This window comes from Sporichthya sp., assembly GCF_013815995.1.
Taxonomy (GTDB): Bacteria; Actinomycetota; Actinomycetes; order Sporichthyales; family Sporichthyaceae; genus Sporichthya.
This window is the reverse complement of the sequence record NZ_JACDFE010000144.1, coordinates 1-11706: the sequence shown is the minus strand read 5'-3', so window position 1 is coordinate 11706 and position 11706 is coordinate 1. Positions and strand designations below refer to the sequence as shown.

The 11706-nt window shown below is 70.0% G+C and carries 13 protein-coding genes; 4 read left to right on the top strand and 9 right to left on the bottom strand.

Annotation, left to right across the window (positions count from 1 at the left end):
- From H0X00_RS15760 to H0X00_RS15750, 3 genes are all read left to right on the top strand, one after another.
- Positions 1–230 (top strand): ComF family protein (locus tag H0X00_RS15760; protein ID WP_293772697.1); only part of this gene is annotated, 230 nt, incomplete at its 5' end.
- 316 nt (positions 231–546) lie between these two features.
- Positions 547–1194, top strand: a complete 648-nt coding sequence (raiA, locus tag H0X00_RS15755) for a ribosome-associated translation inhibitor RaiA (RefSeq protein WP_293772696.1) — start codon at positions 547–549, stop codon at positions 1192–1194.
- A 128-nt stretch (positions 1195–1322) separates the two neighbouring features.
- A complete protein-coding gene (locus H0X00_RS15750) occupies positions 1323–2036 on the top strand; it encodes a response regulator transcription factor (protein WP_293772694.1) in 714 nt (237 codons plus the stop codon).
- Between the two features lie 21 nt (positions 2037–2057).
- Here the strand turns inward: H0X00_RS15750 and H0X00_RS15745 are convergent, their stop codons facing one another.
- The 5 genes from H0X00_RS15745 to H0X00_RS15725 form a co-directional block, all read right to left on the bottom strand.
- Positions 2058–2543, bottom strand: coding sequence for a DUF2505 domain-containing protein (locus H0X00_RS15745; RefSeq protein WP_293772692.1), 486 nt, complete (start codon positions 2541–2543; stop codon positions 2058–2060).
- A gap of 28 nt (positions 2544–2571) precedes the next feature.
- Positions 2572–2934, bottom strand: coding sequence for a pyridoxamine 5'-phosphate oxidase family protein (locus H0X00_RS15740; protein ID WP_367186660.1), 363 nt, complete (start codon positions 2932–2934; stop codon positions 2572–2574).
- A gap of 152 nt (positions 2935–3086) precedes the next feature.
- A complete protein-coding gene (locus H0X00_RS15735; protein ID WP_293772690.1) occupies positions 3087–4256 on the bottom strand; it encodes a crosslink repair DNA glycosylase YcaQ family protein in 1170 nt (389 codons plus the stop codon).
- Between the two features lie 35 nt (positions 4257–4291).
- Positions 4292–4492, bottom strand: a complete 201-nt coding sequence (locus tag H0X00_RS15730; RefSeq protein WP_293772689.1) for an HGxxPAAW family protein — start codon at positions 4490–4492, stop codon at positions 4292–4294.
- Positions 4493–4532: 40 nt separating this feature from the next.
- Positions 4533–5138 carry a GNAT family N-acetyltransferase gene (locus H0X00_RS15725; RefSeq protein WP_293772687.1) on the bottom strand — a complete coding sequence of 202 codons (606 nt, stop codon included), beginning with the start codon at positions 5136–5138 and terminating at the stop codon, positions 4533–4535.
- A gap of 232 nt (positions 5139–5370) precedes the next feature.
- On the opposite strand from H0X00_RS15725, the gene secA reads away from it, so the two are divergent.
- Positions 5371–8148 (top strand): preprotein translocase subunit SecA, encoded by a 2778-nt coding sequence (secA, locus tag H0X00_RS15720; protein ID WP_367186661.1) that lies wholly within the window; start codon positions 5371–5373, stop codon positions 8146–8148.
- A 1-nt stretch (position 8149) separates the two neighbouring features.
- Here secA and H0X00_RS15715 read toward each other — a convergent pair whose 3' ends face one another.
- The 4 genes from H0X00_RS15715 to H0X00_RS15700 all read right to left on the bottom strand — a co-directional run.
- On the bottom strand, positions 8150–8857 hold the full coding sequence (locus tag H0X00_RS15715) for a siderophore-interacting protein (protein WP_293772683.1): 708 nt from the start codon (positions 8855–8857) through the stop codon (positions 8150–8152).
- 34 nt (positions 8858–8891) lie between these two features.
- Complete coding sequence (locus H0X00_RS15710) at positions 8892–10595, bottom strand: DUF222 domain-containing protein (RefSeq protein WP_293772681.1); 1704 nt, start codon at positions 10593–10595, stop codon at positions 8892–8894.
- Positions 10596–10695: 100 nt separating this feature from the next.
- Positions 10696–11364, bottom strand: coding sequence for an HAD family phosphatase (locus H0X00_RS15705; protein WP_293772679.1), 669 nt, complete (start codon positions 11362–11364; stop codon positions 10696–10698).
- Between the two features lie 19 nt (positions 11365–11383).
- Positions 11384–11706 (bottom strand): Rv3235 family protein (locus H0X00_RS15700; RefSeq protein ID WP_293772678.1); only part of this gene is annotated, 323 nt, incomplete at its 5' end.

Genomic DNA, 11706 nt, shown 5'->3' with positions numbered 1-11706 from the left:
GGCCGGTGGTCCTCGTGGACGACGTGCTCACCACCGGGGCGACGCTGACCGAGGCCGCGCGGGCGCTCCGAGCGGCGGGACACGCGGTTCGCGGAGCGGTGGTGGTCGCGGCCGTCGAGCACCTCGGGACCGCTCTGCTCGGGAGTATCGGCTTAAGCGAGCCTGTGCATTCCGGGCTGCACCCTGTCCGACACGGATTCACCCTGGGCACCGGAGCCCCTGCGGGCTAACGTCGGTTCATGGCACCTGCCCGGGTCCGTGGTTGCGCCGGTGCAAACCGGTTAGCCGACGCCAGCCGCAGGCTAAGCGGCCCACGTAAGGCGACTCTTCGTCGACTGATCACGGTGCGGTTTAGAAGTAAGTCCTGCCCCGCCGGAGGTCCAGATGGCCTTCGTCCCGGGAGAAGGGGAGTAGTGGCTCTGGCTGCGAGACCTTCAGCAGGCGAATGTGGGGTAGAAGACCAGGTCGGCCGGGCAGGTGTCTCCACCAAGAAGTAGATCCTCATCGCCCGAGGGGAGTGGCCCTCGGGAGTACTGGAGGAACGGCGTGGAAATTGTGATCAAGGGGCGGCGCACCGAGGTCTCGGAGCGATTCCGTCGGCACGTCCAGGACAAGCTCGCGAAGCTCGAGCGCTGGGACGGAAAGATCGTCAGCATCGACGTGGAGGTGGCAAAGGAACGCAACCCGCGGCTCACGGATGTCTGTGAGCGGGTCGAAATCACCTGTATGACCCGAGGTGCCCTGATCCGGGCCGAGGCGGCAGCCGCTGATCCTTACGCGGCCCTCGACCTCGCCTACGCGAAGTTGGAGGTGCGCATGCGTAAGTCGGCCGACCGGCGTCGCGTTCACCACGGCTCCCGTACACCTATCTCGGTCGCCGCTGCGACCGCCACCCTCGCCTCCGCCAATGGATCGTCCAACGGTTACAACCCGGCGGCTGCCGCGGTCGTGCTGGAGGTCGACGATGACGCCATGAGCTGGGGGGACGGCGGGCTCGAGGTCGACGGCGACGGGCCGTTGGTGGTACGCGAGAAGACCCACCAGGCCGCGCCCATGGCGCTCGACCAGGCGCTCTACGAGATGGAACTGGTCGGCCACGACTTCTTCCTGTTCGTGGACGCCGAGACCTCGCTCCCGAGCGTGGTCTACCGCCGGCATGGCTATGACTACGGGGTCATTCGCCTGCAGACGTAAACGGCCAACTGACGGCCCGGCACATTTCGGTACACACCGGGTCAAACCGAGCGGGCCGGCCCCGTGTGGCTATCCCGAGTCTGTCCATTCGGGCCACACGGGGGGCCCGTCCGGGTTAGGTTGCGGCTATGAACGACCCTGGCCACGAGATCCCCCGTCAGCCCGGGCCGCGATCGGAACCCATCCGGGTTCTCATCGCCGACGACCACGTGCTGTTCCGGCGTGGACTGGAAATGGTGCTCGGCCAGGAACCCGATTTCGCTCTTGTCGGCGAAGCGGCCGACGGCGAGGAAGCGGTGGTCAAGGCCGCCGACCTGCTGCCCGACGTCGTCCTGCTCGACGTGCGGATGCCGAAGCTGTCCGGCATCGAAGCCGCCGCCGCGATCAAAGAGGTCGCCCCCGTCGCGAAGATCATCATGTTGACGATCAGCGACGAGGAAACCGACCTCTACCAGGCGATCAAGGCCGGAGCCACCGGCTACCTGCTCAAGGAGATCTCCATCGAGGAGGTCGCCCACGGCATCCGCGCCGTCCACGACGGGCAGTCCCTGATCAGCCCGGCGATGGCCTCCAAGCTGCTCAACGAGTTCGCCTCGCTGATCAAGCGGGACTCCGGGCGCGGGAGCAGCCGGGTGCCGGCACCGCGGCTCACCGAGCGCGAGCTCGACGTGCTCCGCCTGGTCGCCCGCGGCCGCAACAACCGTGACATCGCGCGCGAGCTCTTCATCAGCGAGAACACGGTGAAGAACCACGTGCGCAACATCCTGGAGAAGCTGCAGCTGCACTCCCGGATGGAGGCCGTTTTCTACGCGGTCCGCGAGAAGCTGCTCGACATCAACTGACGTCTGGTCAGTAATCGTGTCTCAGCTGCGCGCGAGCCACGCCTTGCCGAGTTCCTCGTCCTTGCCCAGGAGCCGGTCGAGGATGCTCGCGACGTAGCCCTCGACCTTGCCGCCGACCAGCGGCACCTTCACGGCGACCTCGGCGTCCACGGTCACCACAGTCGAGGAGGCGCCGGACTCGCGAAGGCGCAGCGTGCCCTGGACGCCGCCGGGCTGCTTGAGGATCTCCACCACCAGGGTCGCCTCGGTGGGGCTGATCCAGGTCTGGGTCTCCTGGATGCCGATCGAGTCGCCGACGAAGCTCTTGATGAACGCGGGCGGGTCGATGGCCATCTGCCGGAACACCGAGATCGTGGCGCCGTTGTCTGTCGGCGTCACAGCGGACTCGGCCCGGATCGGGTTCCCGGCCTGGGAGCGCTGCTCCTGGTAGACGGGGTCGGTGATCATCGCGTAGACGGCGGACGCCGGGGCGTCCCAGGTGAAGGAGTGCTGATAGTGCGTTGCCATGGGCCTGATTCTGCCCGGGCGCCCCGCCTCAGTCCGCGGGCGGCATGTGGAACACGAACATCTTGTCCGCCTCGATGCGCCAGTACGGGAAGCCCTGCTCGCCGAAGTTGCCCTCGCCGTAGGCGTCGCGCAGGGCGTCGAGCAGCGGGCCGGCGTAGGGATCGCCGCCGCCCTCCCACCCGATGGGGATCGCGCGGCCGTGCGCGGTCACCGAGAGGTGCTCGCCGGGCAGGTGGACGGCGCTCACCTGGGGCCGGGCGGCGAGGTGGCGGGCCCGGACCGAGGTGGGGGAGCTGCCGAAGCAGAAGGCGCCCCGGATGAAGAACGCGTCGACGGCGCCGACCAGCGGACGGTGGTCGGCGGTAACCGTGGCCAGGCTGAGCAGGCGCATCTTCTGCAGCGTCCCGGCCAGCGCAGCGGCGTTCAGTCAGCGCTCGGGACTCATGATGTCGGCGAGGTGCGCACCCGCGCCGGCCTGGCTGCGGTCGAGCAACTCCTGCAGTGCGGCCAGGTCCTCCGGCGTCTCGTACATCGGGCCTCCGGTCAGCAGAGCGCGGTCAGGGCAGCGAGTAGCGGGCCCGCGAACTCGGGGGGCTCGACGCGGCCGACCTCGACCTGATCGCACCCGACCCAGGACGCCGCCTCCCAGAGCGCGGTGGCCATCGGCTCGACGGCAGCCGGAGTGTCCAGAAACACCGCCTGCGCGGCCAGCGTGATGCCGACCCGCTTCGGGTCGACCCGGCCGAGCAGGCGGCCTTCGGCGAGCAGCGGCATCGTGAAGTAGCCGTAGTCGCGCTTGGCGGCCGGCTTGTAGGCCTCCAGCGCGTGGCTGAAGCCGAACAGCCGCAGCGTCCGCTTCCGGTCCCAGATGAGGGAGTCGAAGGGGGAGAGCAGCGTGGTGCGGTGCCGCCCGCGGCCGCCGAGGGCGGTCAGCGCTGCGGGGTGGGCCCAGGCCGGGTCCCTCCAACCTTCGACGGTGACCGGCACCAGGCCGGTGTCCGGCAGGACCGCCTGGACATCGCCCTTGGAGATTCGGGGGTAGTCGGCCAGGTCGGACACGGTCGCGATCCCCATCGCCGCGCCGGCCTGCGCGACCAGGCGGCGGTGACACTCGTCATCGTCGAGCGTGTCGGCGGCGAGCACGGTGGCCGGCAGCGCGCGCTCGGCCAGGTCGTAGACCCGGCGCCAGCCGATCCGCCGCGTGCAGACCACCTCACCGGTGTCGAGCATGAACTCGATCGCGACCTTTTGCCCGCTCCAGTCCCACCACGGCCCGCCCTTCTTGGCCCCGCCGATGTCGCCGGTGGTCACCGGGCCGCCGTCGGTGATGCGGGCGCGGACCTCGCTGAACACCGACTCCGCCGGGCGCTCGTGCCAGCGGATGCCGCGGGAGATGAAGTGCCGGCGGCGGAAGGAGTACAGCGGCCAGTCCTCGACCGGGAGGATGCAGGCCGCGTGCGCCCAGTACTCGAAGCACGCACCGGTCCAGAAGGCCCGTTCGACCGCGCTACGCCCCACCGGCCCGAGGCGGGCGTAGGGGATCAGCTCGTGGGAGCGGGCGAGCACGGAGATGGTGTCCAGCTGGACTGCGCCCAGCGAGCGCAGCATGGCCGCGGTGTTGCGGGGCCGGGCTCCGAGCAGGCCCTGGGCGCGCAGCGCCAGGCGGCGTGCGTCAGCGGCCGAGAGCTCGGCGGACGACGGGGCGGGCGGCACCCGGCAGATCATGCAGGGCAGGACCGACAGTGCGGTCAGTGCCCCTGGGTGGAGTAGTCCTCCATGATTCCGGTCGCCAGGGCGAGGACGCCGCCGACGACGGTCACCCCGCAACCGGCCCAGAACAGCCACCAGGTCGGATCCATGCACAGCGCCACGCCGGCGATGGTGAAGCCGACACAGATGACGAGGACCGCGATCCACGAAACCGTGCGACCTTGACCGCCGTGCGCCATCGGTGCCCTCCTCGAACCGCGCCTACTTGCGGCGGACACTCTACGCAGACGGTGCGCCCGGCCGGGGCGCCGGGTCACCGGCGAGTCGGGCGTGCATCTCCATGTCGAACCAGCCGCCCCCGGCGCGGGGCAGTGCGCCGCGGGCGACGCCTTCGAGCAGGTAGCCCGCGTCGGCGGCCACCCGGCAGGCGGCGGTGTTCTGGACGGCGTGGAAGAGCGTGAGCCGGTTCAGCTCCAGGGCGGTGAACGCCCACCGGGTCGCCACGTTCACCGCCGCCACCGCGACGCCGCGCTGGCGGGCGTCCGGCGCGGTCCAGTAGCCGATGTCCGCGGCCCGCGGCCAGATCCCGAACGAGCGCAGGGTCACGGATCCGAGCAGCTCGGCCGAGGTGGCGTCCTGGACGGCGAAGGACAGCACCCGGCCGTCCCGCCAGGCCGCCAGCCGGGCGTCGATCCAGGCTCCGGCGTCCGCCTCGGTGTTCGGGACCGCCGACACCGCCCATTCCTTGTAGATCGGGTCCGCCATCACCTTGAGCAGCTCGGGGATCAGCCGATGTTCCCACGGACGCAGCTGGAGCGTGCCGGCCGCGATCTCGATCGGCTCCGGCGGCAGCTCTGGAGGTGCGTGTGGGTCGGGTGTGGTCACAGAGACTATTCAAGCCCAGCACACGCCCCCCTTGGGACGGAATGCGCCGACTGGGTCACCGCCGGATCCGCCGGCCCGTTCTTCCCCGCCCGTTGGCGCCTGCCAGGCGCGGCCGGACGATCTCCGGCCGCCTACGATGGGCCCCTACGGCGTCCGCTCGGGCGGCGCGCGAGTTCGACCATCGGTAAGAACCAGGCAGGGAGTACCGCGGGTGCCCAATCTCCTCGACAAGATGCTGCGTACCGGCGAGGGCAGGACCCTGCGCAAGCTGGCGGGTATCGCCGATCAGGTGAACCTCCTCGAAGACGACTTCGAGAAGATGTCCGACGCCGAACTGCGGGCCATGACCGACGAGTTCCGGGCCCGACTGGCCGACGGGGAGACCCTCGACGACATCCTCGCCGAGGCGTTCGCGACCGTCCGCGAGGCCGCCAAGCGCACCCTGGGCCAGCGGCACTACGACGTCCAGATCATGGGCGGTGCGGCCCTACATCTGGGCAACATCGCCGAGATGCGCACCGGTGAGGGCAAGACCCTGGTCGCGACCTGCCCGACCTACCTGAACGCCCTCGAGGGCAAGGGCGTGCACGTCATCACCGTCAACGACTTCCTCGCGAGCTACCAGGCCGACCTGATGGGCCGCGTGCACCGCTTCCTCGGCCTGAGCGTCGGCACGATCATCGCGCAGCAGCCCCCGGCGGTGCGGCGTCAGCAGTACGCGTGCGACATCACCTACGGCACCAACAACGAGTTCGGCTTCGACTACCTGCGCGACAACATGGCCTGGAGCGCAGAGGAGCTCGTGCAGCGCGGCCACCACTTCGCGGTCGTGGACGAGGTCGACTCGATCCTCATCGACGAGGCCCGCACGCCGCTGATCATCTCCGGCCCGGCCGACCAGGCCACCAAGTGGTACGGCGAGTTCGCGCGGCTGGTCAGCATGCTGCGCAAGGGCGAGGCGTCCAAGGACTCCATTCGCGAGGGGAAGGTCGGCGAGACCGGCGACTACTCGGTGGACGAGAAGAAGCGCACCATCGCCGTGCATGAGGCCGGCATCGCGAAGGTCGAGGACTACCTCGGCATCGACAACCTCTACGAGTCGGTGCACACCCCGCTGATCGGCTACCTGAACAACGCCGTGCGGGCCAAGGAGCTCTTCCGCAACGACAAGGACTACATCGTCGTCGACGGCGAGGTTCTCATCGTCGACGAGCACACCGGGCGAGTGCTCGCCGGCCGCCGTTACAACGAGGGCATGCACCAGGCCATCGAGGCCAAGGAAGGCGTGGCGATCAAGGACGAGAACCAGACGCTCGCCACGATCACCCTGCAAAACTTCTTCCGGCTCTACTTGAAGCTGTCCGGCATGACCGGTACGGCCATGACCGAGGCCGCGGAGTTCGACAAGATCTACAAGCTCGGGGTGGTGCAGATCCCGACCAACAAAGAGATGATCCGCATCGACCAGCCCGACCTGGTCTACAAGACCGAGTCCGCGAAGTGGGACGCGGTGGTCGAGGACATCAACGAGCGGTTCGAGAAGGGCCAGCCGGTCCTGGTCGGCACCACCTCGGTCGAGAAGTCCGAGCACCTGTCCGGGCTACTCAAGCGCAAGGGCATCCCGCACGAGGTGCTCAACGCCAAGCAGCACGCGCGGGAGGCCGCGGTCGTCGCGCAGGCCGGGCGCAAGGGCCAGGTCACCGTCGCCACCAACATGGCCGGTCGCGGTACCGACATCATGCTCGGCGGCAACGTCGAGTTCCTGGCCCACGAGCAGCTGGAGAACCAGGGCCTGAGCGCCGCGGAGAACCCGGACGAGTACGAGGCCGCCTGGTCGCAGGCCCTGGAAGCCGCCACCGCGGCCGCCAGCGCCGAGCACGACGAGGTCACCCAGCTCGGCGGGCTCTACGTCCTCGGTACCGAGCGCCACGAGTCCCGCCGGATCGACAACCAGTTGCGCGGTCGTTCCGGTCGCCAGGGCGACCCGGGGGAGTCCCGGTTCTACCTCTCCCTCGGTGACGACCTGATGCGTCTGTTCAAGGCCGCCGTCGTCGAGCAGGTGCTGACCCGGCTCAACGTCCCGGAGGACGTGCCGATCGAGTCCAAGATGGTCAGCCGCGCGATCCAGTCGGCGCAGTCGCAGGTCGAGCAGCAGAACTTCGAGATCCGCAAGAACGTGCTCAAGTACGACGAGGTGCTGAACAAGCAGCGCATGGTCGTTTACGACGAGCGCCGCCGCGTGCTGCACGGCGAGGACCTGCGCGATCAGGTGCTGGAGTTCATCGAGGTCACGATCGACGGCTACATCGACGCGGAGACCGGTGAGGCCTTCGCCGAGGACTGGGACCTCGACAAGCTCTGGGCGGCGCTCAAGCAGCTCTACCCGGTCGGTATCGAGCCGGATTCGATCTTCGACGAGGAGGAGCACGCCGACTCCCGAAGCTCGGATCGGCTGCGGGAGAAGATCAAGGACGACGCCTTCGACTCCTACGACGCCCGCGAGGCGGCCCTGGGCGAGGAGGTCATGCGCGAGATCGAACGCCGCGTCGTGCTCTCGGTGCTGGACCGCAAGTGGCGCGAGCACCTCTACGAGATGGACTACCTGCGCGAGGGCATCGGCCTGCGCGCGATGGCCCAGCGCGACCCGTTGGTCGAGTACCAGCGCGAGGGCTTCGACATGTTCAAGGTGATGATGGAGGCCATCCGCGAGGAGTCGGTCGGCTACATCTTCAACGTCGAGGTTCAGGTCGACGAGAACGCGGCTGCGGCGGACCAGTCCGCCAACGGCGAGGTCGAGCACCCGCACATCTCGGCCAAGGGCCTCGAGGCTCCCGAGCGCCCGAGCGAGCTCACCTACACCGCGCCGAGCATCGACGGCGATGGCGAAATCCACATCGAGGCCGGTACCGCGGACTTCGACCTCGACGGCGACGGCGACGACGAGCCCGAGCAGTCGGGGAAGCTGAACCGCGCCGAGCGCCGGGCGCAGAAGAAGCAGAACCGCCGGTAGGTCAGGTGCCGCGGCGCCAGTAGCCGACGGCCCCGAAGCTGTCGTTGGGCAGCTTCAGGTCCCGGCTGAGGAACTTGCGGGCGGCCCGGGTCTCGGCGACCTCGCCGGCGACGTAGATGTAGCCGTCGCCGGGCGGCAGCTCGAGGTTGCGGACGAGGTCGCTCAGCCGGCTCGGTGCCTGCGGGTTGAGCATCCACTCGATGTCGGCCGCGCGCGCGGCCGGCCAGTCCTGCTGGTCGCCCGCGTCGGGGATCTCGATCACGGCGCGGGTGGGCAGCAGGTGCGCGCTCTCGGTGATGATCCGCGCGATGGCCGGCACGGCGGTGATGTCACCGAGCAGGATCTGCCAGGCCGCCGCGGCCGGCCGACGGAACCAGCTCTTGTGCCGGGTGATCCGCAGGGTGTCGCCGGCCTTGGCCTTACTCGCCCAGTTCGAGGCGAGCCCGCCCGGGTGCTGGACGATGCCGAGCGCCATCGAGTTCGGGCCGACCTCGTGCAACGAGTACCAACGGCCGGCGTTGGGCACCAGGCCGGGCGCGGCCGCCGGGACCGGGAACTCGAACACGCACGCCTCGTCCGGCGCACCGAGGGAGCGGAAACCCTCGAGGCCGTCGCCACCCAGTTCGACCCGGACCAGGCTCGGTGACTGCTGCTCCACCTTGTGCACTTCGCCGTCCCATGTCTGCCCGCGCAGCGCTGCTTCCCCCATGCCGGTCAGCGTAGGGCTGGCGGACGCGCGACCGTCACTGACCCGGGAGCCTGTCGAAGGACGGCTCGTCGGGTTCGGGGCGGGGTGCTTGTCGCCCCAGCTGTGGCATCGGCGGCGGTAGGTCGTCGATGAGAGGGGCGATCCCCACGTCGTAGGTGCGGCCCAATCGGGTGGTCCAGCGGAAGGTGAACTCGTCGAGGCGCTTGAGGCGCCAGCCGCCCTTGGACTTGAGGGCGTGGTCATGTCCGCAGACCGGGCCGAGGTTCTCCCGCACGGTGTCCCCGCCGAGGGCGTGGTCGAGGGTGTGGTCCATCTCCGCGGTCGTGGCGGGCCGGCGGCAGCCGGTGCCGATGCAGGTGGGGATGCGCAGCTCGAGGTCGCGCCGGAGGGCCTGGGTGGGGAAGCGCCGGCGCGGGTCGGAGCCGCTGGCGGGGTCGGGGTTCGCTGCGGCCGAGCCGTCGGTGCGGCGGGCGATGTCCTCGATCACGGGTAGCCAGGCAATCACGGCCGCGGTGTCGGCCAGGTTGCCGTCCTTGAGCGGGCCCTCGGTGAGGGCCTTCAGCGGTCCGGCACTGACGAGGAGGTGGAGGATGCCGGCGTCGGACGCCTTGCGCGGGACCCAGCCCTTGGGGCGGGCCGGGGTGAGGCCGGATCGGACGAGTTGGCCCTCGGCGTCGACGACGGCAAAGCGCCACTGCCCGGCGGACAGCTTCTGCGCGAGGTCGCGGGCGTGCTCGGCGTGCGCGGGTCCCCAGCCCGCGAGGTCGCCGGGGTGCCGGTCCAGACCGAGCAGGGTCGACAGCTTCACCGTGAGCTGCACTCCCGTGTGCGATGGCGTGGGCTCGGTTGTAGCCGCGGGCTCCGGAGCGGACTCAGGCTCCGGAGTCGGCCGCGGTGCGGGAGTCGCCGTGGGTGCGGACGCAGCAGTCGGTTCGACCGTCGGCTCGGGCCGGGTGGACGCGAGCGCGGCGAGGATCTGCTCGTCGGTCAGCCCGGCGTAGGTGCCGTCCAGCAGTCCTAGGCAAAGCTCGGAGTTGAGGTGATCGACCGGGCGCGGGTCCCCGTCCTTCTTGGCCCTGCGCGCTAATTCGCGCAGCCGCCCGCGGGCGCCGGCGACCCGGGCGGGCTCTTGATTCTGTGCGGACAGGGTCGCGGTGCCGTCATCGTTGAGCCAGCCGGTCACGCGTCGCCGGGCGACGGCCTCGGCGAACGCCCGCATCGCCCAATCCGGGTCCAGGGCGATCCCGAGCTTCTTGACCCGGTCCACGAGTTGCGCGGTGTTGAGTGGCTTCTCCGCATCGATCGAGCACGAGTCCAGGACGTCGTCGACCACAGCGCGGGCGTGCTCGTCGCTCATCTGCTCGGTCCACGCCGCGATCGCCCGCGCCCGCGGCTCATCCAGGTCCCCCCGCAGCATGGCTTCATGCAGGGCCGGCAGGCGGCGGACTACAGCCCAGGCGTAATCCAGCAGGGAGTTCGCCGCGCCCACCGTGACGGCCAACCCGGCCCGGATCTCATCGGGCGACCAGCGGTCCGGAGTCGCCATCCGCGTCACGGTGCTATCGGAATCCAGACCTCGGACCGCGACCTCGACCACCGTGGCGAGGCGGACCGCCTCTGCGACGTTCTTCTGCCGCTGCGCAAGCCGCATCAGCGACACCGCTTCTTCGCCGGTCAGGGACGCCAGAAGATCGGCGCTCGGCGCCACGCCTAGCTCTGCGGTCCCCACCCCGGCCATGACTCAAACCTAGAGCAAGCCACCGACAAGTCGCTGACCTGCGCAAACGTCTGAGTCTTGCGTCGGCAGGGCCTGACGCAACGTCAGATCCGTTGTGAGCTCAGGAGATCAGGCCCGCGAGGTCGGCTGCACTCCAACCAACGAGGGTGTCGACGACGGTGATGCCCGGGCCCGGGGTGACCGGCACGAAGTGCTGCACGGCCAGGGTCGGCACCCCGGCGGCCACGGCAGAAGCGACGCCCTTCGGGCTGTCCTCGATGGCAACACATGCCGTCGGCTCGGTGCCCAACAGGCGGGCGGCGACGAGGTACGGGTCGGGGAACGGCTTGGGTCGCTCGACCTCGTCACCGGTGACGAGCGCCGCGAACCGGCCCGGTGGCAGTGAGTCGACGACCGACTCGGCGAATCGTCGCCACGACATCGTGACCAGGGCGCAGGGCACGCGGAGCTCGTGGAGCTCCTCCAGTAGCTCCCGTGCTCCGGGCAGCCACGGCAGGCGCGCACGGACGCGCTCCACGACCCCGTCCAGCAGTTGCTCCACGATCTCAGTCGGGTCGAGCGGAACGCCGCCGTGTTCGACCAGTGCTCGGCCGGTCTCGATCAGGTCGTTGCCGACCTGCGCGTGGGCGAGGTCGTCGGACCAGGCGCCGCCGTAGGACTCGACGAGCGTGTACTCGCACTCGATCCAGTACGGCTCGGTGTCGACCAGGGTGCCGTCCATGTCCCACAGGACGCCGGCGGGCAGGCGGGGCGGTGATGGCGGTGTCACGATGCGCCGAGGGTACGGCTCAGCCGAGGTCGAGGGCCGTGCAGACCCAGCGGGTGCGGCGGGCCTCCAGGCGGAAGGCCAGGGCCCGCGGTCGGAGCAGGCCGTGGATCACGGTGCAGACCTCGGCCACTCCCTCGACGGGGCAGCACACGTGGACGGCGCGAAGCACGGCCCGGCGGCGGGGCGCCCGGGCGGCCAGGGCGGCGCGGCGGGTGAGCTCGTCGAACACCTCGGGCATGGACCAGTGCCGGAACTGCGACGCGGTGCGTTCACCGGTCAGGATCTGGGCGACGGCCATCGCCAGGGTCTCCGCCCAGGCCCTCACCTCGGGCAGGCCGGCGG

What these genes read in the sequence shown, in the direction of transcription:
- H0X00_RS15750 (WP_293772694.1), top strand. Translation starts at nt 1,323, where the DNA reads ATGAACGACCCTGGCCACGAGATCCCCCGTCAGCCCGGGCCGCGATCG.
- H0X00_RS15745 (WP_293772692.1), bottom strand. Translation starts at nt 2,543, where the DNA reads ATGGCAACGCACTATCAGCACTCCTTCACCTGGGACGCCCCGGCGTCC.
- H0X00_RS15740 (WP_367186660.1), bottom strand. Translation starts at nt 2,934, where the DNA reads ATGCGCCTGCTCAGCCTGGCCACGGTTACCGCCGACCACCGTCCGCTG.
- H0X00_RS15730 (WP_293772689.1), bottom strand. Translation starts at nt 4,492, where the DNA reads ATGGCGCACGGCGGTCAAGGTCGCACGGTTTCGTGGATCGCGGTCCTC.
- secA (WP_367186661.1), top strand. Translation starts at nt 5,371, where the DNA reads ATGCTGCGTACCGGCGAGGGCAGGACCCTGCGCAAGCTGGCGGGTATC.
- H0X00_RS15715 (WP_293772683.1), bottom strand. Translation starts at nt 8,857, where the DNA reads ATGGGGGAAGCAGCGCTGCGCGGGCAGACATGGGACGGCGAAGTGCAC.
- H0X00_RS15710 (WP_293772681.1), bottom strand. Translation starts at nt 10,595, where the DNA reads ATGGCCGGGGTGGGGACCGCAGAGCTAGGCGTGGCGCCGAGCGCCGAT.